We start from the raw sequence: 23,089 nt of genomic DNA, 5'->3' as shown, positions 1-23,089 counted from the left end.
AATCAAAGGTCATGTTGAAGGCAAGACAAATCCACCTTGATAGAGAAGGGTTCAACATGATCGAGATGACGACAAACCCAGCCATCCAAAGCGCCATTCACCGCGCACATGAAGAGCGTGGCAAGGCGGTTGTAGGGTTCTGGTCCTGGCTATTCGGTTCCCGCTGACCGCAGCGCGCGCGGTCTTACGGGATAAAAGAAGGGCCGGTCCTTGGTGGACCGGCCCGTTTTCATTCCAATGCCTTCGCTTTAGACGAAGAACTGTGCCCCGTTGGCCGAGATGGTCGAACCGTTGATAAACTGCGAATCGTCTGACGCCAGGAACGCCACACAACGCGCGATTTCTTCCGGTTCACCCAGACGACCCGCCGGGATTTGACCGATGATCGACTCGCGTACCTTCTCGGGGACTGCCATCACCATCTCGGTCGCGATATAGCCGGGGCAGATCGCGTTGGCGGTAATACCGGCCCGCGCACCCTCCTGAGCCAGTGATTTCACGATACCCAGATCGCCCGCTTTGGTCGCCGCATAATTCACCTGAGCGAATTGGCCCTTCTGACCGTTGATCGAGCTGATTACGATGATACGGCCAAACTTGCGCTCACGCATACCCGGCCAAACCGGGTGAACGGTGTTGAATACCCCGGTCAGGTTTGTGTCGATCACCTGATGCCATTGCTCGGGCGTCATCTTGTGGAACGGCGCGTCGCGGGTGATGCCTGCGTTGGCGACCACAATGTCGATCGGACCAACCTCGGCTTCGACTTTTTCGATGCCTGCTTTGGATTCGTCGTAATCAGCAACATTCCACTTGTAGGTGGCGATGCCGGTTTCCTCGGTGAATTTTGCTGCGGCTTCGTCATTGCCCGCATAAGTGGCGGCAACATTGTATCCTTCGGCCTTGAGCGCCTTGGAAATTGCTGCGCCGATGCCGCGAGAACCGCCGGTTACGAGTGCTGTACGTGCCATTTAGGATTCCTCCAATTTCAATCGTCTTGGTAATGTTGTTACTGTGCTGATTTGTGTTGCGCAATATTGTTTCGTGCCGTGTTTTTGAATTCCGGGTGGCAATATCGTCGCATCTTCGAGGCCAGGCCCCAGTGGTACAAAAAAGGCGCCCGGAGGGGGCGCCTTTATTATCTGGATGTCAAAACGCTTAGTCGCGCTCCACGCAGAGGGCGACACCCATGCCGCCACCGATGCAGAGGGTCGCCAGGCCCTTCTTGGCGTCACGGCGTTTCATTTCGAACAGAAGCGTGTTCAGAACGCGGCAGCCCGACGCTCCGATCGGGTGACCGATGGCAATCGCGCCGCCGTTCACGTTCACGATCGACGGATCCCAGCCCATGTCCTTGTTCACCGCGCAGGCCTGTGCGGCAAAGGCTTCGTTGGCCTCGACCAGATCCAGATCGTCAACCGACCAGCCCGCCTTTTCCAGCGCCTTGCGCGAAGCGTAGATCGGGCCGACGCCCATGATCGACGGGTCCAGACCGGCGGTCGCGTAAGATGCAATGCGGGCCAGAGGCTCGATGCCGCGCTTTTCGGCATTCTCAGCCGACATCAGCAGAGTCGCCGCTGCGCCGTCGTTCAGGCCCGAGGCGTTGGCTGCAGTGACTGAGCCGTCTTTGGTGAAGGCTGGGCGCAGTTTGGCCATCGCCTCCATGGTCGCGCCGTGGCGGATGTACTCGTCCTTGTCCATCACGATGTCGCCCTTGCGGGTCTTGATGGTGAAGGGCACGATCTCGTCGGCGAACTTGCCAGCGTTCTGTGCCGCTTCGGCTTTGTTCTGCGATGCGACAGCGAATTCGTCCTGCATGTCGCGGCTGATCTGCCACTTCTCAGCGACGTTCTCAGCCGTCTGACCCATGTGATAGCCGTTGAAGGCATCCCACAGACCGTCGCGGATCATCGTGTCGATATACTTCATGTCGCCCATCTTGTGACCGGCGCGCAGGGCGGCGGCGTGGGGTGACAGGGTCATGTTCTCTTGCCCACCAGCGGCAACGATCTCGGCATCGCCCAATTGGATATGCTGCGCACCCAGTGCAACGGCACGCAGGCCCGAACCGCAAACCTGGTTGATGCCCCAAGCCGCGCTTTCCTGCGGCAGGCCCGCATTGATATGCGCCTGGCGTGCAGGGTTCTGACCCTGGGCGGCGGTCAGGACCTGGCCCATGATGGTTTCGCTTACTTCGCCTTTGTCGATCCCGGCGCGGTCCACCACCGCTTCGAGGACCGCAGCGCCGAGGTCATGTGCAGGGGTGTTCGCAAACGAACCACCAAAGCTGCCCACACCTGTGCGGGCGGCGGATGCGATTACTACGTTGGTCATATAGTCAATCCTTTACCGTCATGGTCCAGCGGGATGTCTGACGGCGCAGGTCGAGAGGAACCCCTCGAAAACAAGAGCGCCTCGTGATCCCCCGCTCCAGTCTCTTTGCAATACCTTAATGCTGCATGTGCAGCAACGGTCAGCTTGTCTCAGTGCCGGATTCGGTGCGAAAAGACGCACCTTCAACTATTCAACTACCTGTTTTTGCCTGACTATCTGATGCCCACGGTGGCGCAACCGATGGCGCGCCAAACAGAAAGCCCTGCAGACAGTCGACTCCGTTAGCGACCAGAAAGGCGGCATCTTCGGGGGTTTCGACCGATTCGGCTGTTACGAGAATCTCAAATTCCCGCGCCACGGCGATCAGGGCACGCACCAGAGCCTGGTTGTCCCGGTTTTGAGCAATTCCGCGGATGAACTGACCATCAATCTTGGCCGCGTCGAACATAAACTCGCGAAAGTAGCGAAAGCTGAAATTGCTGGCGCCGAAATCATCCAGCGCAAAGGCGATGCCGCGCGCCTGCTGTCGGTCCATGAAATCCACCACCAGCTCGGGCACCTGCATGGCCGACCTTTCCGAGATCTCCAGAATCAACCTTTCCCCCAGGCTGTTGTCTTTTTTCAGAAACCTGTCCAGCACGCGGGACCATCCGGCATAGCCGATGGATCGGGCGGACATGTTGATAGACAAGCGAATACCGGGATTTCGGATCAGGGTGCGCAATCCCATCTCAAGCGCAACGCAATCCAGATCGCGCCCGATAGGAGTGTTTTCGACCTGCGGCATGAATTCTCGCGCCGGTATCACCCGACCGGTTTCGTCCAAAACGCGGATGAACCCTTCGTAAAAGGCAACATTCTGCGGCGGCTGTGCCTGCATGACCGGTTGAAAGGCCAGTTTGCATTGTTTGTGTTTCACCGCTTCGGTCGCCATTTGCACGACCGAACCATCCCGGGATGACACAGCCGCATTCAGCGGATTGTCCGAGCCTTCGGGCACGTCTGCCAGTTTCTTGTCCCGCATATCCAAGCCTGTCCACGAAAGGAATGGCTCTGATTTCAGGTCAAACAAGTGAATCTGCGGTTAAGAAAACTCAGTTTTCTGCGCGCACGTCAGATCAGCGTACCGATTGCCACGCGTATCCGGCGGCACCAACCACCGCGCCGATCATGCCAAGCGCGGTCATTGCAAATCCAAGCGCCAAAGCAACCGGAGATACGCCCGCACCCAGAGCTGCCAACATTGCCACTACCAGCCCTGCAAGGCCAATAAACGTCGAGATAGTGATGATGCGGGTCATAATGGCCTCAGGCTGCACGGATACAAAACTTCTGTCTCATATGGAGCTCTGAGCCCGGAAATCAACCAAGCTCGCGCAAATCCGCTTATGCTCAGGCTTGTTCTGCCTGTCCTTTGGGCACTGGCGGGTCCAGATGCTCAAATCCGGGCGTTCCGCGATCTTCCGGATGGCGGAGCAGGTGTTTGGCTTTGATCTGCCCGGAATTGTCCCGGCTGCCATCGTGGCTGTAGCCCGGCGGTGCAAAGCAATAGGCCAGACGCTGGCGCGGGGTCAGTCCGGGCTGTGTGGCATCGCGCCAGATGCTGACCCATTCGTGAAAGGCCACACGCAGCGGGTTGAACGTGCCGATATTGTGGACCAACCCATAATCGACACGGTCATCTTCCTGCTCGGGTACAAACGTTCCGAACAGCTTGTCCCAGATGATGAAGACACCAGCATAGTTGCAATCCAAATACCGCGCGTTGCGCCCGTGATGGGCGCGATGGTGGCTTGGCGTGTTCATCACGGCCTCAAACCAGCGGGGCATCTTGCCGATGGCTTCGGTGTGAATCCAGAACTGATAGATCAGATTCAGCCCTCCGACGAACAGCACCATGGCCGGGTGGAAGCCCAGCAGGATCAGCGGTGCGCGCACAACCATCATGAAGGTGAACGTATAGGTCCAGGTCTGCCGCAGCGCCGTCGTCAGGTTGTAGTGTTGCGAGCTGTGGTGGTTCACATGGCTGGCCCAGACCCAGCGGATGCGATGCCCGAACCGATGCACCCAGTAATACCTCAGGTCGTCCAGCACGAAGCACAGGATGATCACCGGAATCGAAGTGCCCAGGTTCAGCGGCGTGATTTGCCATAGCCACATGAAGAACGCGTAGGCGATGAAGCCCAGCAGGAAACCGGACGCAATATTGCCTGCACCCATGATCAGAGATGTCACCGCATCGCGGGTCTCATAACGCCCGCCTCGGCCCTTGACGGCAATCCAGAGGAACTCGGCCAGAATGGCAGCAATGAAGAAGGGCACGGCCCATTGCACCGCGTCGGGAAAGCTCACTTGGTCGGTCATGTGGGGTCCATCAAATTCTGCCAATGCGGGCGTTCAAAATCATCGAGGTGAATGAGAACCTTGGGTGTACCGAATTCATGAAACTGAACCTCCAGCCCGTCCGAATGGTTGATCCAGTCGAAGTCCAACAGGTGCCGCGCCACGGTATCGGCACCAAAGGACCACAACAGCCCGTTTCCGGTTTCAGTGCGGATCAGGGCGGTGCGTTTGTCATGTGCGATGGTGATATCAATGATGAAATCATCTGGTGCATGGCGCAGCCATTCGGACGCGGCTGTTTCAGGCGTCAGATCGCGCACGCGCGATCGCCCTGTCAGGTGCAGCATCAGAGTGATCCCGGCGATACCTCCGACCACCAGAACCAGCAGTATTTCAAGCGGCATTGCGTCCTCCCACCCGGCAGAGTGCAGAGCGGCAAAGGTACTGTCAAAGGTGGCGTGGCGTCAGTCGGCCTCGAGCGTTTCCGGAAGCTCGTGCTGCACGACCCGCTCAACAAACGGCACCAACCCTTCAGGGCCGGAAGCCCGGTCTTTGAGGTGGATGCAGATATCGGGCCTGCGCGCGGCGATGATACCCACCATTTCACCGCGAATCTTGTCGTCGAGGCCGGCGCCCATGATCGCACAGACGATGCGCGGTTCGGCATCGAGTTGCCGTTTTACCTCATCCTGATCATGCGCACCCAGCCATTGGATCGGCATGTGATCCAGCTGCCGCGCCACGTCGCCGATGACATTTGGCAAACGGCCAATCAATAAAACCACCGGTTTCATCGCCGTCTCCCTTCTCTCAGGTTACAAACGAAAACCGGCCCATCGGGGCCGGTTCCAGTCTAACACAAATTGACCGCAATGGCGTGTGCGTTAGCTTTCGGCACCCACCAGCGCCCCTACAATCGCCTTGGCGCTATCCGAGTTCCACTCGGCATCGCCAATCAGACGGGCGATTTCCTGACCTTCGGGATTCAGGATCACGGTGATCGGCAGGGCAATAACGCCAAATTCACGCGCAGTAGCAGAACTTGGGTCCTGATGGCGTGGCAGGTTCTCGATGCCGTTCTCATCGAAGAACTTCTTGATCCCGGCAGGCGTGTTGCGCCCGGTGGCCAGGGTGAGCACCTCAAACTTGTCGCCACCGAATTCTTCCTGAAGCTCGGCAATCTGAGGCATCTCTTTGCGGCAGGGGGCGCACCACGTGGCCCAGAAATTTATCAGCACGTATTTGCCGCGATAGTCCTCAAGCGTGCCAACGCCGCCATCATCTTCCAACTGGAATTCGATAGTCTTGGCCTCCTTAGGCTCCTTATGCAGGATCAACCGTTTCAGAGTTCCGTCACGCAACGGGCCGAGGGTCTCGGCATCAGCAGCCAAAGCCGCGTTTGCACCCAGCGCAAGGGCCATATAAAGGGGGATCAGACGAAATAGGCGCATATCAACTCCGGGTTTTCTTACATGACCGATCAATCCTCGAACCAGATGTGGGGCGGCCGCTTTGCCGCCGGTCCAGACGCGATCATGGAGGCAATCAACGCCTCGATCGGGTTCGATCAGCGGATGGCAGCCCAGGACATTGCAGGCTCGCGCGCCCATGCCGCCATGCTGGCGGCCACAGGCGTTATAACTGATAGTGATGCGCAGGCCATTCGGGAAGGGCTGCTCACCGTTTTGTCAGAAATCCAGAACGGAGAATTTCAGTTCTCGACCGCGCTGGAAGACATCCACATGAATGTCGAGGCGCGCCTGAAAGAGGTAATCGGTGAGCCCGCAGGCCGATTGCACACGGGCCGGTCGCGGAATGACCAGGTGGCAACCGATTTCAAACTCTGGGTCCGCGATCAGTTTGACGCAGCCGAAACCGGCCTTCTGGCCCTGATCCGCGCGCTTTTGGCGCAGGCAGAGGCCGGGGCGGATTGGGTCATGCCGGGCTTTACCCACCTTCAAACCGCGCAGCCGGTGACATGGGGTCATCACATGATGGCTTATGTGGAAATGTTCGGGCGTGATCTGTCCCGCGTCCGCGATGCACGTGCCCGGATGAACGAATCCCCTCTCGGCGCAGCCGCGCTGGCCGGGACCTCGTTTCCCATCGACCGGCAGATGACGGCTGAGGCGCTGGGTTTCGACCGCCCTGCCGCAAACTCTCTGGACGCCGTCAGCGACCGTGATTTTGCGTTGGAGTTCTTGTCCACTGCCTCGATCTGCGCCGTGCACCTGTCGCGCTTTGCCGAAGAACTGGTGATCTGGTCCTCGGCCCAGTTCCGCTTTGTGACACTCTCGGACAGGTTCTCGACCGGCTCATCGATTATGCCGCAAAAGAAAAACCCCGACGCCGCAGAACTGATCCGCGCCAAGGTGGGCCGCATATACGGAGCCAATACCGCGCTGATGATGGTGATGAAGGGTCTGCCGCTGGCCTATTCCAAGGACATGCAGGAAGACAAAGAACAGGTCTTTGATGCCGCCGACAACTGGATGCTCGCGCTGGCAGCCATGGAGGGCATGGTCAAGGACATGACCGCCAACCGCGAAAGCCTCGCCGCTGCTGCTGGGTCCGGTTTCTCAACTGCAACTGATCTGGCCGATTGGCTGGTCCGCGTGCTGGGCCTGCCGTTCCGCGATGCGCACCATGTCACCGGTTCGCTGGTTGCAATGGCCGAGAGCAAAGGATGCGATTTGCCCGACCTGACACTCGAAGACATGCAATCCGTCCATGCAAACATCACCGATAACGTCTATTCTGTTCTTACGGTCGAAAACTCGGTAAACTCGCGCCAATCCTATGGCGGCACCGCACCGGATCAGGTGCGGGCCCAGATCAAGCGATGGAAGGCGCTGGTGTAATGCAGATACGACGCGTGGTGCTCTTGATTGCGGTTGCAGCGGCTCTGGCTGGCTGCGGTGCAGATGGCGAACCCATCCAACCAACGATGAGCGCAAGTGTCGGTGTGGGCAGCAGTGGCACCTATGGTGGTGTTGGCGTTGGTCTTAGACGCGGTGGGCTGGGCGTTTATCTCGGGCTCTGAAATCCGAATTTGCAATCTACGGATCGTGCACCCATTTGCATCAGACACGTTCTGAATGACAAAGAGAAATAGCATGAGACCTGTCGGCCTGATCCTCTGCCTCGCTGTGCTAGCAGCTTGCGACCCGTCAGGTACACCCCGAACGGAGTCATCGGCCGCACCCAGCGGATCCGGAATCTCGGTTTCAGGATACGCACGGGTTGGCGCGTCAAAGACCTTCTGAACCGCGACGGGTGATCACAACCCCACCGGAATCATTTGATCCACATGCCTCTTTTGGTCTAAGCGCGCTTTCATGGATCATTTTCTCTACCGCGACGGCGCGCTTTTCGCCGAGGACGTCCCCGTATCCGAAATCGCAGCCGTGGTCGGAACCCCGTTCTATGTATACTCGACGGCGACTCTGTTGCGGCATTTCAAGCTGTTCGACGATGCGCTTGAGGGTACCGATCACCTTGTCTGTTACGCGATGAAGGCCGCCAGCAATCAGGCGATCCTGAAGACGCTGGCGCAGGCAGGCGCGGGGATGGATGTGGTCTCGGGCGGGGAATATCTGCGCGCTAAGGCTGCCGGAGTACCCGGAGACAAGATCGTGTTTTCGGGCGTCGGCAAGACTGCGGACGAGATTCGCACGGCCCTGACGGGTGGCATCCGCCAGTTCAACGTCGAATCCGAACCTGAGATGCAGGTGATCAACGCGGTCGCGCTGGAACTTGGCAAGGTTGCGCCGATCACCGTGAGGGTCAACCCGGATGTGGACGCAAAGACCCACGCCAAGATTGCCACCGGCAAATCCGAGAACAAGTTCGGCATCCCGATCTCGCGCGCCTCTGAGGTCTATGCGCTGGCAGCGAGCTTGCCGGGGCTCGAAGTGATCGGGATTGACGTCCATATCGGCTCTCAGCTGACCGAGCTCGAGCCGTTTGAGCTGGCCTACAACAAGGTCGCTGACCTGACCGAGCGTCTGCGCGCCGAGGGCCACAATATCCGCCGTCTTGATCTGGGCGGCGGTTTGGGCATTCCCTATACGCGTTCCAATGACGCGCCTCCGCTCCCAGTGGAATATGGCGCGATGATCAAGAAAACATTGGGTCATTTGGGCTGTGAGATCGAGATTGAGCCCGGCCGCCTGATCGCAGGCAATGCGGGCCTGATGGTGTCCAAGGTCATCTATGTTAAATCCGGCGAAGACCGCGATTTCCTGATCCTCGACGGCGCGATGAATGATCTGATCCGCCCTGCGATGTATGAGGCGCATCATGACATCGTGGCGGTCAAGGAACCTGCCGCCGGGGTTGAACAAAGACCCTATGATATTGTCGGCCCGGTCTGCGAATCTGGCGATACATTTGCCAAGCAACGCAACATGCCGCCTCTGAAATCGGGCGATCTGATCGCCTTCCGCAGTGCGGGGGCATATGGCGCGGTGATGTCCAGCGAGTACAATACAAGGCCCCTGATCCCCGAAGTTCTGGTGAATGGGGATCAATTTGCCGTAATTCGTGAACGGCCAAGCTTTGACGAAATCATAAACCGCGATACCATACCAGAGTGGCTCTGACGCGATAGGCGCGCGGGCCGATCAGGAGGCCCGCCTTGCGCGATAACCAGACCCCGCCGATTCCGAGATTGTCTCTGTGGCTGACGCATGGGGGCATGCTGGCCGAGCAGGTTTTGCGCGCTTTCTGGCCGTTTTTCTCGATCCTGATGGTTCTGCTGGCGGCCCTGATGCTTGGGCTTCAAGATCTTTTGCGCATCGAAACCGTCTGGATTTGCGCTGCTGTCGGCGTGCTGGGGCTGGTCGCGACTGCGATTCTCGGCATTCGACGCATCCACTTGCCGACCCGTGCCGAGGCGCTGGTTCGGCTGGATGAAACCCTGCCGGGGCGACCGATTCAGGCGTTGATGGATGATCAGGCGATCGGTGCAATGGATGCGGATTCGGTGGCCCTGTGGCAGGCGCATCAGTCGCGCATGGCTGCGCGTGCTGCGCAGGCCGATCCGGTAAAACCCGATCTGCGGCTGGCCTCTCGCGATCCTTATGCCTTGCGCTATGCCGCCTTGCTGGCTTTGGTCGTAGCAGCACTGTTCGGGTCGTTCTGGCGGATCGGATCGGTGGCGGACATGACACCGGGCACGGCGCAGGCCGGGCAGGGGCCCAGCTGGGAAGGCTGGGTTGAACCGCCGCGTTACACTGGATTGCCGACGCTTTACCTGGCGGATCAGACCGATCCCACGCTGACGGTGCCCGAAGGCAGTCGGATCACATTGCGGTTTTACGGAGAGGTCGGAGCGCACAGCCTGACAGAAACCTCGACACCTCTTGGCACCGAAGCTGCGACAGAACCGGAGCAGGAATTTGTCGCCGAACGGTCCGGTCAGCTGCGGATCGACGGTCCGGCGGGGCGCGAATGGGCGTTGAACATTTTGCCTGACACCGCCCCTCAGATCGCTGCGGCGGGTACGGCAGAGGCCGAGGCCGGTGGTCAGATGAAACTGCCCTTCGCGGCAGCGGACGACTATGGCATCGTTTCGGGCACGGCCCGGATCGAACTGGACTTGACGGCGGTCGACCGCCAATACGGGCTGGCCACCGAGCCGGAACCGCGTGAGACGATCGCGGTTGAGCTGCCGATGCCGATCACCGGTGACCGAACCGATTTCACCGAAGACCTGATTGAGGATTTCTCGCAGCATCCCTGGGCGCATCTGCCGGTAAAGATCACCCTCATGGCCACCGACGCATCGGATCAGGAGACGGTGGCAGAGCCCTATCTGACAGACCTGCCCGCACGGCGTTTCTTTGACCCGCTGGCCGCAGCTGTGATCGAACAGCGGCGCGATCTGCTCTGGTCGCGCGAAAATGCGCTGCGCGTATCGCAGCTGCTGCGCGCGGTTTCGCATTTGCCCGAGGACCTGTTCCGTTCGGACACGGCATATCTCCGTTTGCGGGTCATCCTGCGCCGGTTGGAGACCTTTGACCGACATGGTGCACTGAACGCCAAACAGCAGGAAGAAATCGCGCAGGCCCTGTGGGATCTTGCCGTTCTGATCGAGGATGGAACGCTGGCTGATGCGCTGGAGCGGATGCGGCGCGCGCAGGAACGTCTGACCGAGGCGATGCAGAATGGTGCCAGCGACGAGGAAATCGCCGAGCTGATGCAGGAATTGCGCGAGGCGACGCAGGATTACATGCGGCAACTGCAGCGACTGGCGCAGGAAAACGGTGAGACGCAGCAGGGTCAGCAAGGCCCCAACGGTGAAACTCTGCAGATGACGCAGGATGACCTGCAGCGGATGATGGACCGTATTCAGGAGCTGATGGAACAGGGCCGCATGGCCGAGGCGCAGCAGGCGTTGGAAGAGTTCCAGCAAATGATGGAAAACATGCGTGTCACCCAAGGGCAGGGCCAAGGTGGCCAGTCCGAGGGTCAGCAGGCCATGGAAGGGTTGGCGGAAACCCTGCGTGAACAGCAAGGCCTCAGCGATCAGGCGTTCCGTGATCTGCAGGAACAGTTCAACCCCGGTGCTCAAGCAGGCGAAAGTCAGGGCAACGAAGGCCGCTCGGGAGGTCAGGGCCGGGGGCAGAGCCATGATGGTCAGGGTCAGGGCTCGGACGAACCCGGCGATGGCGACTCTGGTCAGCCGTCACTGGCCGACCGGCAACAGGCGCTGCGCGACGAGTTGCAACGTCAGGAACAGGGTCTGCCCGGTGGTGGCACCCCCGAAGGCGAAGCCGCGCGCGAGGCACTGGGCCGTGCGGGCCGCGCCATGGACGAGGCGGAGGATGCCCTACGCAGCAATGATCTGGCCGAGGCCATAGACCGCCAGTCCGAGGCGATGGAAGCATTGCGGGAAGGCATGCGCTCATTGGGTGAGGCGATGGCGCAGAACCAGCAGAACCAGCCGGGTCAAGGGACCGAGGCAGGTGACATGGAGGCCAACAACCGTGACCCGCTGGGTCGTACGCCGGGTTCGGCGGGATCGATCTCGACCGATGATAACCTGCTGCAGGGCGAAGATGTCTATCGTCGCGCGCGGGAACTTCTGGACGAAATTCGCCGCCGCACCGGCGAAACGGATCGACCCCAGATCGAACTGGAATACCTCAAGCGTTTGCTAGAACGGTTCTGAGTGCCTCAGTTCTGAGCACCGCCCGTCTGTGTTTCAAGCCAGATACGGGCCTGATCGATCACAGAGACATAGGATTTCAGAACCGGATCGGCCTGCGGGATCGCTTCGCTGATCTGGTTGGCGTTGCCGTAGATCATCAGAAGAATAATTCCGATGACGACAATGATGGTAAAGCCACGTAGGAAGCCACCGGATTTGCGCACCGGGGCAGCTGCTTCGGTAGCATCAGAAGTCAAATCGCTGCGCAGGCCCGAATTGATCGCCTCGACATCCGGCAACGCCTCTTTCTGCCCTGAGTCAGAGGCCGTCTCGGTCGCGGCAGGCCGTTTGGGTTTGACCTTGGGTTCCTCTGGCGGATCAAGCGCCAGATCGGGCTGGCTTTCCAGATTGCTGCCTTCGCGTTCGCGCAGTTCGGCCTCGCGCGCAGCTTCTTCCTTGAGGATGTTGGCAACCGCAGGGTCCACGTTCCCGTTGTCCTCTGATGCCTCAGGCTCGCTATCGGCGGCCTCGGGCGCGGCGGTCTCCTCCACCTCCTCTGCAACCTCTTCAACCTCTGGCGCAGGGGGGGCTTTCGGCGCTCCGGCCTCTGGTGTCTTGGCCTGGAACCAGGTCTGTTCGCAATTCGAACACTGAACGTCGCGACCACCTTCCGGGATCACCTCGTCGGGAACCTCATATTGGGCACTGCAATTCGGACACGTTAAACGCATTCTGCCTCCTGCCCGGACAAGCGGGCCTGATAGTAGTTTTTTCAGGGATGATATTCCGTTAAGACCCAACAGCAAAGCGCGTTTTCGTCATCGCGGGCCAAGTGTCGCCAATTGGACCCGCCCGAGGCATTGAAACCGCGGCTGCGCTCGGGCAAGAGGTGAGCATAACAAAGGGGGCAGGCGTGATCGAGCTGGAAAATATCAGCTACAGCTATGGCGGCGGTGAATTGCTGAGCGACGTGTCGTTGCGATTGCAACCGGGGTCGTTCCATTTCCTGACCGGGCCGTCGGGCGCGGGCAAGACCACATTGCTCAAGCTTTGTTATGGCGCATTGTTGCCAACCTCGGGGCGGCTCAGCGCATTTGGTGAGGACATCGCACGGCTGGACCGCGATCAGATGGCTCTGTTGCGGCGCCGGATCGGTGTCGTGCATCAGGATTGCCGGTTTCTGGATCACATGACCGTTGCCGAAAACGTCGCGCTTCCGTTGATGGTATCGGGACGCGGAGATGCCGGCGAACAGGATGATCTGAACGAACTTCTGGGCTGGGTCGGGTTGGGCAACCGCCTTGGGGCGCTGCCGCCTGAGCTATCTGGCGGTGAGCGTCAGCGCGCCGCCTTGGCTCGCGCCGTCATTCTATCACCCGACGTTGTGCTGGCGGATGAGCCCACCGGCAATGTCGACTGGGAGATGTCGCAACGTCTGCTGCGTCTGCTGGTCGAGCTGAACCGGATGGGCAAGACCGTGCTGATCGCCACCCACGATCTGAGCCTGATCCGCGCCGCCAAAAGTCAGGTTCAGGCGCGAGTCTTGCGGATCTCGCAACGCCGGCTGCAGCTTGCGGGGGCAGACCTATGAGCAAGGGAGACATCCGCAACCTGCTGCGCCGCGACGCACGTGCTGACCGGGTGGTGCCTCCTACGGGGTTTACCGCGCAGCTGACGCTGTTCGTCTCGGGTGCGATGGCGTTTCTGGCGGTGTTTGCGCTGGCCTTGTCGCTGGCCTCGGGCCGTCTGGCGGATCGCTGGGCCTCGGAACTGGCAGGGGCGGCCACGCTGCGGATCAATGCACCGGCTGACCAACGCGCGGCACAAACCGAGGCCGCGCTGACCGTGTTGCAACAAACCCCCGGTGTCGCATCGGCCCGCGCGCTGACAAGTGAAGAACAGGCGGCACTGCTGTCTCCCTGGTTCGGTCCTGATCTGCCGCTGGACACTCTGCCCGTGCCGCAGCTGATCGAGATCATCGAAGGTCCGCCGGGTCTGGACGCCGCTGGCCTGCGTTTGCGGCTTGGTGCCGAGGTCCCGGGCGCGGTGCTGGACGATCACACGCGTTGGCGCGAACCTTTGGTGGATGCGGCCATGTCGCTGCGGCGGCTGGGCTGGATCTCGATCTTGCTGATCGGCGGCGCAACCGCTGCCATGATCACCCTCGCCGCCAATGCCTCGCTTGCCGCAAACGCTCAGATTATCGAGGTTCTGCGTCTGGTTGGCGCGCGTGACCGTTTCATCGCCGGAGCCTTCGTGCGAAGGTTTACCTTCCGCGCATTGTTTGGGGCCGTCGTCGGTACTTTGCTGGGAATGACGGGCGTTTTGCTGTTGCCCGAGGCGTCTGATACGGGTGGATTTCTGACTGGACTGGGATTTCAGGGTATCGGCTGGCTGTTGCCTGCGCTGATCCCCGTTCTGGGGGCTGCGGTCGCCTTCCTGGCCACATGGTCGGCAGCGCGTCGCAAGTTAAAGGAGCTTTCGTGATGTTCATGGCCTTTCAATGGGTTCGCTCGCTGATCTTCATGATCACAATCTATGCCTGGATGCTGATCCTCGGGATTGTCTTTGCACCCTATGCCCTGTTCACCAAACGCGGTGCCTTGCAGGCGTGCAAAACCTATGCCCGCAGCACCATGTGGCTGGCACGCTGGATGGTGGGCATTCGCTGCGAAGTGCGTGGGACGGTTCCGGATACCGAGGTGGTCGTGGGTGCCAAGCACCAGTCATTTCTGGACATCATCATAATTTTCGCTGCGGTCCCCCACGGCAAGTTCATCATGAAACGCGAACTGCTGTTTACGCCCGTGATCGGCATGTATGCGCGTCGTCTGGGCTGTATCCCGGTCAATCGCGGCAAGCGCGGGGCTGCGGTGGCCAAAATGGTGAAAGATGTCGCGAAAGAGTTCAGCGAACCCGGTCAGTTGGTCATCTATCCACAAGGCACGCGCGTCGCACCGGGTGCGCAGAAACCCTACAAAGTGGGCACTGCGGTTCTTTACGAAGGGTTGGGCTTTCCCTGCGTACCGGTTGCCACGAATGCAGGTGTATTCTGGCCGCGGACGGGCATCCTGCGTAAGCCCGGTACCGCAATTGTCGACTTCCTTGATCCGATCGAGCCCGGAGTGACCCGCGATGCTTTTCTTGAGAGGCTGGAAGATGTCATCGAGACACGATCGAATGCGTTGATGCGGGAAGTAGGGTTTGATCCAGATGCAGTACATTGACGATATCGCCACGCTTGAAGGTCTCTATGGCACGCCCGGGGCGCCGTCCTTGCGCAAGGTTGCCCACCAGCTGACGCCGCTTTATCGCAAATGGATCATGACCTCACGGCTCTGTATCCTCAGCACAGTTGGCCCTGAAGGCGTCGATGGCAGTCCGCGCGGCGATGACGGCCCCGTCGTGCTGGAACTCGATCCCGGCACATTGGCCTTGCCGGATTGGCGTGGCAACAACCGACTGGACAGCCTGAGAAACATCGTGCGTGACCCGCGGGTGGCGCTGTTGTTCATGGTTCCCGGCTCGAACACAGTGGTCCGGGTGAATGGCTCAGCGCGTCTGACAGCGGATGAACTATTGCGCGACCGCTTTGAGAAACGCGGCAAACGCCCCGCAACGGTTATCGTTATTGAAATTGCCGAGATCTACACCCAATGCGCCCGGGCGTTAATGCGCGCGCAGACGTGGAAGGGTGGTAGTGAAGCAGAGACCCTGCCAAGCGTCGGGGAAATTCTCGCAGAAATGACCGCTGGCGAAGAAGGAGGCGCACAATATGATCAGGAATGGGGCTCACGTGCCGCCAAAACCATGTGGTAGAAAGGGGGCTCTGCCCCCGCCGCGGCAAGCCGCGACTCCCCCGGGATATTTTTTGGCCAGATGAAGCAGGGGATCCGGTCTTCATCTGGCCAAAAATGCATCGGAGCGCGAGGCAGAGCCTCGCACCCTTAGCGTGAGACACGCGCAGGTTCAGGAATGAATCGGGCCGTCACCGCAAGCCAGAGCCGCCTCGCGAACCGCTTCCGAATAGGTCGGATGTGCGTGGCAGGTCAGCGCCAGATCCTCGGCTGAGGCACCAAATTCCATGGCGACGCAGACCTCGTGGATTAGGTCTCCGGCTGCTGGGCCGATGATGTGGCAGCCCAGAATGCGGTCGGTTTCTTTATCCGCCAGGATTTTCACAAACCCATCCGCCGCGAAGTTCGCCTTGGCACGACCGTTGCCCATGAACATGAACTTGCCGACCTTGTAGGCGCGACCCTGTTCCTTCAGCGTCGCCTCGGTCTCGCCTACATTGGCGACCTCGGGCCATGTATAGATCACACCCGGAATGACGCCGTAATTCACGTGGCCGTGCTTGCCCGCGACCTGCTCGGCGGCGGCCATGCCTTCGTCTTCTGCCTTGTGGGCCAGCATGGGCCCCTCGATAACGTCACCGATGGCGTAAATGCCCGGCACGTTGGTCTGCCAGTCGGCACCCACCTTGATCTGGCCGCGCGGTGTCATCTCAACGCCCAGGGCGTCCAGGCCCAGACCATCTGAGTAAGGCTTGCGCCCCGTGGCGACCAGAACAGTGTCGGCGTCGATCACGTGCTCGCTGTCATCCTTGAGCAGTTTGTAAGTGACTTTGGCTTTGGTTTTGGTCGCCTCGGTCTTCTGCACCGCTGCGCCCATGACGAAATTCAGGCCTTGCTTCTTGAGTATGCGCTGGAAGGTCTTCTGAACCTCAGGGTCCATGCCCGGCGTGATCTCCTTGAGGAATTCGATCACCGTCACCTCGGCGCCCAGTCGGCTGTAGACCGAGCCCAGCTCCAGCCCGATCACGCCAGCACCGATCACCACCATCTTTTTCGGGATCTTGCCCAGCGACAGCGCGCCGGTCGAGGTCACGACGACTTTTTCGTCCACTTCGACACCCGGCAGCGCCGAAGGCTCGGACCCCGATGCAATGATGATGCTCTTGGCCTCATGCACGTCGTCCCCGACCTTGACCTTGCCAGCGGCGGGGATCGAACCCCAACCCTTCAGCCAGTCGATCTTGTTCTTCTTGAACAGGAACTCGATGCCCTTGGTGTTGCCCTCGATCACCTCGTCCTTGTAGGCCTGCATCTGCTTCCAATCGACCGAGGGGCTTTTGCCCTTCAGGCCCATCTTGGCAAAATTATGCTCGGCCTCGTGCAACTGGTGCGAGGCATGCAGCAACGCTTTCGACGGGATGCAACCCACGTTCAGGCAGGTGCCACCCAGCGTTTCACGCCCTTCGACAACGGCGGTCTTCAGCCCCAGTTGGGCGCAGCGGATAGCGCAGACATAGCCGCCGGGGCCGGCTCCGATTACGATGACGTCATAGCTGGACATTCGGGCACTCCTTGGTGTCTTGACCGCGTTCTGACGCAGCCTTTTTTGCTTATAGGGCTAGCAGATAAAGATAAACCGTCGCAACAAATCCTGCGACCCAGACGATGGTGCGCAGGAAAGGTATAGAGATGGCGAAGGCATAGATGGGAACGAAAGCAATACGCGCAATCAGGAAGATCTGAGCTGCCAGCAATGATCCGGATGTGAATCCGTCCTTGGCGGACAGGATCAAAACGGCAGGTGCAAACAGCGCCATCGCGACGACCGAGTTGTTCAAGGTACGTTCAACCCGCGCGGCGACGCCGGTCAGCGGCGGCATATCATCCCGCGCACCCCCCAGCGTCATCAACCCGACCTGAGACATGGCAGTCAGGACGTTCAGCAGGATGATTACCACGACCAGCAGGCCATAGAGCGCCAAAATCGAAAGTTCCGAAGACATGTTCACATATCCTTTTCAGCGGGTGTGTGGACTTGGGTTTAATATCTCGCGGGCTCAGGGGCAGGCGGGTTTCACGCGCAATTGCTGTTATGTGTGCAGGGTCGACCCTGCACACCGGCTTTGTTAGCAGGCTAGACCGGTTCCAGCAGCTTGACTTGAATATGGGCCACGCCGCCACGCTCGTGATGCATGGCAAGCTCTTCCGAGTCGAAGAACTTACGCGCCCTTTCAAGATCCGCCACTTCGAACATCGCGACGGCGTGATCGCGCTGATCAGGGTCTTTCCAGACGTGAAGGTCACGGATACCCGAAGCCTCTCGCATCTTGCGATCTTCTCGGAAGACCTTCAGCCAGGCGTTGAAATCGGCCACATCGGCCTGCCAGAGTACATGCGTTGCCATGGTTACAGATCCATCAGCAGGCGGCGGGGGTCTTCGAGCGCCTCTTTCACGCGGACAAGGAAGGTCACCGCGCCTTTGCCGTCCACGATCCGGTGATCATAGGACAGGGCCAGATACATCATCGGGCGGATCTTGATCTCACCGTTGATGACCATCGGACGGTCCTGGATCTTGTGCATGCCCAAGATGCCCGATTGCGGCGGGTTCAGGATGGGTGAGGACATCAGCGAGCCATAGACACCACCGTTCGAGATGGTGAAGGTGCCGCCCTGCATCTCGGCCATCGACAGCTTGCCGTCACGGGCACGTTTGCCTTTCTCGGCGATGGCTTTCTCGATCGCTGCAAAAGACATCGAGTCTGCGTCCCGAATAACCGGAACCACAAGACCCTGAGGCGTACCGGCGGCGACACCCATATGCACGAAGTTCTTGTAGACGATGTCATTGCCATCGATCTCGGCATTCACTTCCGGAACCTCTTTAAGTGCGTGACAGCAGGCCTTGGTGAAGAAGGACATAAAGCCCAGTCGCACGCCGTGCTTCTTCTCGAACTGGTCCTTGTACTGGTTCCGCAAGGCCATCACCTCGGTCATGTCCACCTCGTTATAGGTGGTCAGGATGGCGGCCGTGTTCTGCGCATCCTTCAAACGCTTGGCGATGGTCTGGCGCAGACGGGTCATGCGCACGCGTTCCTCGCGGCTTGCATCTTCGGCGGCGACAGGCGCACGTGGAGCCTGGGCAGCGGGGGCGGGCACAGCCGCCGCAGGCGCTGGGGCCGTAGCCGCTGCGACCGCTTTCGCCACGTCTTCTTTCATGATGCGACCGTCACGGCCAGTGCCGGTGACCTGATCCGCTGACAGGCCGACTTCGGCCATCGCCTTTTCGGCTGATGGGGCGTTTGCCACGTCCTTGCCGGTGCTTGCTGCTGCAGCCGGGGCCGCCGCCGCAGCAGCCGGAGCGGGTGCAGCACCCGCAGCCGCGCCCGAAATCACCGCCAGTTTGGCGCTGGCATCGACCGTGCTGCCCTCGGGGGCAACGATCTCGGCCAGAACGCCTGCTGCCGGGGCCGGAACCTCGACCGAGACCTTGTCGGTCTCCAACTCGCACAGCATCTCGTCTTGCGCAACGCTGTCACCAACCTGTTTGAACCATGTCGAAACGGTCGCCTCGGTGACGGACTCGCCCAGCGTCGGCACCATCACGTCCACGCTGCCGCCGGATGCAGCCGGAGCCGCCGCCGCAGGCGCTGCAGCCGCAGCGGTCGGAGCAGGAGCGGCGCCTTCACCAGCTGCGATTGTGGCCAGCAGGGCGTCGACGCCCACGGTTTCACCTTCGGCTGCGACGATCTCGCCCATCACGCCAGCGGCGGGAGAGGGCACTTCAACGGTGACCTTGTCGGTCTCCAACTCACACAGCATTTCATCCACGGCTACGGCGTCACCGGGTTTCTTGAACCATGTCGCAACCGTGGCTTCGGTTACGGATTCGCCAAGCGTAGGTACACGAACTTCAATCGTCATCGCTTACTTTCCTTTGATGCTCAGCGCTTCGTTCACCAGCGCTTCTTGTTGGGCTTTGTGTTGGCTGGCCAGACCCGTCGCGGGCGAGGCCGATGTGGCGCGACCGGCATAAACCGGACGTGTGTGTTTTGCGCCGATGCGGGTCAGGACCCATTCGATATTGGGCTCGATAAAGGACCAGGCCCCCTGGTTCTTGGGCTCTTCCTGACACCAGACCATCTCGGCGCCTTTGAAGCGCTCAAGTTCATTGATCAGCGAATGCGCCGGGAAGGGATAATATTGTTCGATCCGCATCAGGTAGACGTCATCGATACCACGCGCGTCGCGCTCCTCCAGCAGGTCGAAATAGACCTTGCCCGAGCACATGACGACCCGCTTGATCTTGTCATCCGCCACCAGCTTGGTGTCGGAGTTCCCTTTCTGCGCGTCATCCCAAAGCACCCGGTGGAAGCTGGAGCCCGTGGTGAAGTCTTCGGTGCTGCTGACTGCCAGCTTGTGGCGCAGCAACGATTTCGGTGTCACCAGGATCAGCGGCTTACGGAAGGTACGGTGCAACTGACGGCGCAGGATGTGGAAGTAGTTCGCGGGCGTGGTGCAGTTCGCCACGATCCAGTTGTCCTGACCGCACATCTGCAGGAACCGCTCCAGTCGCGCGGATGAGTGTTCGGGGCCTTGCCCCTCGAACCCGTGCGGCAGCAGGGTGACCAGACCGGACATCCGCAGCCATTTGCTTTCGCCAGAGCTGATGAATTGGTCGAACATGATCTGCGCACCGTTGGCAAAGTCGCCAAACTGCGCCTCCCACAGAACCAGTGCGTTGGGTTCGGCCAGCGAATAGCCATATTCAAAACCCAACACCGCATATTCGGACAGCATTGAGTCGATCACTTCATACTGAGACTGCCCTTTGCGGATGTTGTTCAGCGGGTAATACCGCTCTTCGGTTTCCTGATGAACAAAACCCGAATGGCGCTGGCTGAAGGTTCCGCGCGTGGCGTCCTGACCGGACAGGCGCACCGGATAGCCCTCGGTCAGCAGGGACCCAAAGGCCAGCGCTTCACCCGTGGCCCAGTCAAAGCCTTGACCCGTTTCGAACATCTGCTTTTTGTGTTCAAGCAGACGGGCAACCGTTTTGTGAACCGCAATGTCGTCTGGCGCATGAGTCAATGCATTGCCGATTTCGCTCAGCGTTTCGGGCGTGATCGCCGTCTCGCCGCGCATATACTCTTCTTTGTTCTTGTCCAGATGTGACCAGCGCCCATCCAGCCAGTCGGCCTTGTTGGGTTTGTAGTCTTTCCCGGCATCGAACTCTTCGTTCAGATGCGCCTGGAAAGCCGCTTTCATATCCTCGATCTCGCCTTCGGGGATCAGGCCGTCCTTGACCAGACGCTCGGTGTACAGAGACAGCGTGGTCTTATGCGTCTTGATCTTCTTGTACATGATCGGGTTGGTGAACATGGGCTCATCGCCCTCGTTATGGCCAAACCGACGATAGCAGAAGATGTCCAGAACCACGTCCTTGTGGAACTTCTGACGGAACTCGGTCGCCACCTTGGCGGCGTGCACCACCGCTTCGGGGTCGTCGCCGTTGACGTGGAAGATCGGGGCTTCAACCATCAGTGCGATATCGGTCGGATACGGGCTGGAGCGTGAGAAGTGCGGCGCGGTGGTAAAGCCGATCTGGTTGTTCACCACGATATGCATGGTACCGCCGGTCTTGTGACCGCGCAGGCCCGACAGGCCAAAGCCTTCGGCCACGACGCCCTGACCGGCAAAGGCCGCGTCGCCGTGCAGCAGGATGCCCATGACCTTGGTGCGATCCGTGTCGTTCAGCTGATCCTGCTTGGCGCGGACCTTGCCCAGAACCACCGGGTTCACCGCCTCAAGGTGCGACGGGTTCGCGGTCAGCGACAGGTGTACGCTGTTGCCATCGAATTCGCGGTCGCTGGAGGCGCCGAGGTGATATTTCACGTCGCCCGAGCCATCCACATCTTCAGGTTTGAAGCTGCCGCCCTGGAATTCGTTGAAGATCGCGCGATAGGGTTTGCCCATAACATTGGCCAGAATGTTCAGACGCCCCCGGTGCGGCATGCCGATGACAATATCGCTCAGCCCCAGCGCACCACCGCGCTTGATGATCTGTTCCATCGCCGGGATCAGCGCCTCGCCACCGTCCAGACCGAACCGCTTGGTGCCCATGTATTTGACATGCAGGAACTTCTCGAAGCCCTCGGCCTCGACCATCTTGTTCAGGATCGCCTTGCGGCCTTCCTTGGTAAAGGCGATTTCCTTGCCATAGCCCTCGATCCGTTCCTTCAGCCACGCGGCCTCTTCCGGGTTCGAGATGTGCATGTATTGCAGCGCAAACGTGCCGCAATAGGTCCGCTTCACGATCTCGACGATCTGCCGCATGCTGGCCATCTGCAGGCCCAGCACGTTGTCGATGAAGATCGGTCGATCCATGTCGGCATCGGTGAAGCCGTAGGTCTTGGGGTCCAGCTCGGGATGCGTACTGGCTGCGCGCATTCCCAACGGATCAAGATCAGCGGCCAGATGGCCCCGGATGCGATAGGCCCGGATCAGCATCAGCGCCCGCAGGCTGTCCAACACCGCGCGCTTGATCTGGTCATCGCTGACCTCGACCCCTTTGGCCTCCGCCTTGTCCTTGATCTTCTTGCCCGCCGCCTTGGCGTCAATCTCGGCCCACTCTCCGGTCAGCGCGCCCGTCAGATCGTCCGCCGGCATCGGAGGCCAGTCGCTCCGCGCCCACGAAGGCCCCTCGGCCTCGCGCTGCACATCCGGCGCGTGATCGCCCATGGCCTTGAAAAACTCCACCCAGGCGGCATCAACCGCGCCTGGGTTCTTGGTGTACTGGGCATATAACTGCTCCAGATATTCGGCATTATGCCCCTGCATGAAGCTTGAGGCATGAAAGGCTGAGTTGGGCGAGTGTTCGGTCATGGGACTACCTCATATGGGTTGGGACCGTATTGGTTGGTGCCTGGCTGGCTGGGGCGGGAGAGCCACCACAGAACCAGGAGGGGCGACACAAACAGAACGATAAGTGTCGGAATGACGATAAGAAGTGTGGCGCGGGTGAACAGGATGTCGAGCGTGCCACCATGGAACTGACTGGCAAGGCCGATACCAAAGATCAGAACGGCGAGCGCACCAAGGATCAGCAGGATCGGCAGCAGAGCGTAAAGTCCGCTGCGCCCGGTGTCATGCATCCGCCGCCACGCGACGGCGAGGTGCGGGAAAAACACGATCAGGTTGACGATACTCTGTACCGGGCCCGTTGAGGTGGCCGCGACGGATTTGGACGTCTCGGTCTCGGTTACCGCGACCTGAGTGAAGAACTGCAGGTCAATGACCCCGGCGATGATGCTCCAGATCAAGATGAACAGGAAAAAGAACCAGTATTCAGGCCGCGAGGCACGACCCGAGAAGGTGAAGAATTTGGAGAAACAGGTGCGGATGGCGTCAGAGAAGGTCATGGCGCGAACTCCATAAAAGATCGCGAAACCTTAGGTAG

23 protein-coding genes are annotated in these 23,089 nt (G+C 59.9%); 8 read left to right on the top strand and 15 right to left on the bottom strand.

Translation table 11 applies throughout. The annotated features are described in order from the left end of the window. Positions 1 to 248 precede the first annotated feature (248 nt). The 8 genes from phbB to ACR3EM_RS12010 all read right to left on the bottom strand — a co-directional run bounded on the left by phbB (position 249) and on the right by ACR3EM_RS12010 (position 6,128). Positions 249 to 971 carry an acetoacetyl-CoA reductase gene (phbB, locus tag ACR3EM_RS12045; protein ID WP_170353550.1) on the bottom strand — a complete coding sequence of 241 codons (723 nt, stop codon included), beginning with the start codon at positions 969 to 971 and terminating at the stop codon, positions 249 to 251. A gap of 187 nt (positions 972 to 1,158) precedes the next feature. Then, on the bottom strand, positions 1,159 to 2,334 hold the full coding sequence (locus ACR3EM_RS12040) for an acetyl-CoA C-acetyltransferase (protein ID WP_480470928.1): 1,176 nt from the start codon (positions 2,332 to 2,334) through the stop codon (positions 1,159 to 1,161). Between the two features lie 190 nt (positions 2,335 to 2,524). After that, on the bottom strand, positions 2,525 to 3,358 hold the full coding sequence (locus tag ACR3EM_RS12035) for an EAL domain-containing protein (protein WP_480470927.1): 834 nt from the start codon (positions 3,356 to 3,358) through the stop codon (positions 2,525 to 2,527). Positions 3,359 to 3,452: 94 nt separating this feature from the next. Further along, positions 3,453 to 3,635 (bottom strand): hypothetical protein, encoded by a 183-nt coding sequence (locus ACR3EM_RS12030; RefSeq protein WP_480470926.1) that lies wholly within the window; start codon positions 3,633 to 3,635, stop codon positions 3,453 to 3,455. Positions 3,636 to 3,726: 91 nt separating this feature from the next. Then, positions 3,727 to 4,698, bottom strand: a complete 972-nt coding sequence (locus ACR3EM_RS12025) for a sterol desaturase family protein (RefSeq protein WP_480470925.1) — start codon at positions 4,696 to 4,698, stop codon at positions 3,727 to 3,729. Further along, positions 4,695 to 5,081 (bottom strand): hypothetical protein, encoded by a 387-nt coding sequence (locus ACR3EM_RS12020; RefSeq protein ID WP_480470924.1) that lies wholly within the window; start codon positions 5,079 to 5,081, stop codon positions 4,695 to 4,697. Before ACR3EM_RS12020 ends, ACR3EM_RS12025 begins: the two co-directional genes overlap by 4 nt. 60 nt (positions 5,082 to 5,141) lie before the next feature. Then, the gene (locus tag ACR3EM_RS12015; protein WP_480470923.1) at positions 5,142 to 5,471 is read right to left on the bottom strand and encodes a hypothetical protein; all 330 of its coding nucleotides are present in this window, start codon (positions 5,469 to 5,471) and stop codon (positions 5,142 to 5,144) included. 90 nt (positions 5,472 to 5,561) lie between these two features. After that, positions 5,562 to 6,128 (bottom strand): TlpA disulfide reductase family protein, encoded by a 567-nt coding sequence (locus ACR3EM_RS12010; protein WP_480470922.1) that lies wholly within the window; start codon positions 6,126 to 6,128, stop codon positions 5,562 to 5,564. 21 nt (positions 6,129 to 6,149) lie between these two features. On the opposite strand from ACR3EM_RS12010, the gene argH reads away from it, so the two are divergent. From argH to ACR3EM_RS11990, 4 genes are all read left to right on the top strand, one after another. Beyond that, positions 6,150 to 7,538, top strand: coding sequence for an argininosuccinate lyase (gene argH, locus ACR3EM_RS12005; RefSeq protein WP_480470921.1), 1,389 nt, complete (start codon positions 6,150 to 6,152; stop codon positions 7,536 to 7,538). Further along, the gene (locus tag ACR3EM_RS12000) at positions 7,538 to 7,720 is read left to right on the top strand and encodes an argininosuccinate lyase (protein ID WP_170395762.1); all 183 of its coding nucleotides are present in this window, start codon (positions 7,538 to 7,540) and stop codon (positions 7,718 to 7,720) included. Before argH ends, ACR3EM_RS12000 begins: the two co-directional genes overlap by 1 nt. A gap of 295 nt (positions 7,721 to 8,015) precedes the next feature. Then, complete coding sequence (lysA, locus tag ACR3EM_RS11995; RefSeq protein WP_480470920.1) at positions 8,016 to 9,281, top strand: diaminopimelate decarboxylase; 1,266 nt, start codon at positions 8,016 to 8,018, stop codon at positions 9,279 to 9,281. 35 nt (positions 9,282 to 9,316) lie between these two features. After that, positions 9,317 to 11,854 carry a TIGR02302 family protein gene (locus ACR3EM_RS11990; protein WP_480470919.1) on the top strand — a complete coding sequence of 846 codons (2,538 nt, stop codon included), beginning with the start codon at positions 9,317 to 9,319 and terminating at the stop codon, positions 11,852 to 11,854. 5 nt (positions 11,855 to 11,859) lie between these two features. Here ACR3EM_RS11990 and ACR3EM_RS11985 read toward each other — a convergent pair whose 3' ends face one another. Further along, a complete protein-coding gene (locus ACR3EM_RS11985; RefSeq protein WP_480470918.1) occupies positions 11,860 to 12,564 on the bottom strand; it encodes a zinc-ribbon domain-containing protein in 705 nt (234 codons plus the stop codon). 182 nt (positions 12,565 to 12,746) lie between these two features. Between ACR3EM_RS11985 and ACR3EM_RS11980 the strand changes: the two genes are divergently transcribed. Genes ACR3EM_RS11980 through ACR3EM_RS11965 form a run of 4 tightly spaced genes read left to right on the top strand, consistent with a single transcriptional unit; the run spans position 12,747 to position 15,652 of the window. Then, positions 12,747 to 13,424: a cell division ATP-binding protein FtsE gene (locus tag ACR3EM_RS11980; protein ID WP_480471921.1), complete on the top strand. Its 678-nt coding sequence runs from the start codon at positions 12,747 to 12,749 to the stop codon at positions 13,422 to 13,424. Further along, positions 13,421 to 14,320: a cell division protein FtsX gene (locus ACR3EM_RS11975; protein WP_480470917.1), complete on the top strand. Its 900-nt coding sequence runs from the start codon at positions 13,421 to 13,423 to the stop codon at positions 14,318 to 14,320. Before ACR3EM_RS11980 ends, ACR3EM_RS11975 begins: the two co-directional genes overlap by 4 nt. After that, on the top strand, positions 14,320 to 15,060 hold the full coding sequence (locus ACR3EM_RS11970) for a lysophospholipid acyltransferase family protein (RefSeq protein ID WP_480470916.1): 741 nt from the start codon (positions 14,320 to 14,322) through the stop codon (positions 15,058 to 15,060). Before ACR3EM_RS11975 ends, ACR3EM_RS11970 begins: the two co-directional genes overlap by 1 nt. Beyond that, positions 15,047 to 15,652: a pyridoxamine 5'-phosphate oxidase family protein gene (locus tag ACR3EM_RS11965; RefSeq protein WP_480470915.1), complete on the top strand. Its 606-nt coding sequence runs from the start codon at positions 15,047 to 15,049 to the stop codon at positions 15,650 to 15,652. The genes ACR3EM_RS11970 and ACR3EM_RS11965 overlap by 14 nt, the downstream gene beginning before the upstream one ends. Positions 15,653 to 15,802: 150 nt before the next feature. Here ACR3EM_RS11965 and lpdA read toward each other — a convergent pair whose 3' ends face one another. The 6 genes from lpdA to ACR3EM_RS11935 all read right to left on the bottom strand — a co-directional run bounded on the left by lpdA (position 15,803) and on the right by ACR3EM_RS11935 (position 23,051). Next, positions 15,803 to 17,191: a dihydrolipoyl dehydrogenase gene (lpdA, locus tag ACR3EM_RS11960; RefSeq protein WP_480470914.1), complete on the bottom strand. Its 1,389-nt coding sequence runs from the start codon at positions 17,189 to 17,191 to the stop codon at positions 15,803 to 15,805. A gap of 49 nt (positions 17,192 to 17,240) precedes the next feature. Further along, on the bottom strand, positions 17,241 to 17,633 hold the full coding sequence (locus ACR3EM_RS11955) for an MAPEG family protein (RefSeq protein ID WP_480470913.1): 393 nt from the start codon (positions 17,631 to 17,633) through the stop codon (positions 17,241 to 17,243). A 131-nt stretch (positions 17,634 to 17,764) separates the two neighbouring features. Next, positions 17,765 to 18,034: a hypothetical protein gene (locus tag ACR3EM_RS11950; protein ID WP_480470912.1), complete on the bottom strand. Its 270-nt coding sequence runs from the start codon at positions 18,032 to 18,034 to the stop codon at positions 17,765 to 17,767. A 2-nt stretch (positions 18,035 to 18,036) separates the two neighbouring features. Further along, a complete protein-coding gene (gene odhB, locus ACR3EM_RS11945) occupies positions 18,037 to 19,554 on the bottom strand; it encodes a 2-oxoglutarate dehydrogenase complex dihydrolipoyllysine-residue succinyltransferase (RefSeq protein ID WP_480470911.1) in 1,518 nt (505 codons plus the stop codon). Between the two features lie 3 nt (positions 19,555 to 19,557). Next, positions 19,558 to 22,515, bottom strand: a complete 2,958-nt coding sequence (locus tag ACR3EM_RS11940; RefSeq protein ID WP_480470910.1) for a 2-oxoglutarate dehydrogenase E1 component — start codon at positions 22,513 to 22,515, stop codon at positions 19,558 to 19,560. Then, entirely contained in the window at positions 22,512 to 23,051 is a 540-nt protein-coding gene (locus ACR3EM_RS11935) for a DUF805 domain-containing protein (protein WP_480470909.1), read from the bottom strand. The genes ACR3EM_RS11940 and ACR3EM_RS11935 overlap by 4 nt, the downstream gene beginning before the upstream one ends. Between the last annotated feature and the right edge of the window lie 38 nt (positions 23,052 to 23,089).

The sequence above is a fragment of the Ruegeria sp. AH3 genome (genome assembly GCF_056536265.1).
The sequence above is the reverse complement of the archived record's forward strand: the minus strand, read 5'-3'. Positions and strand labels throughout refer to the sequence as shown.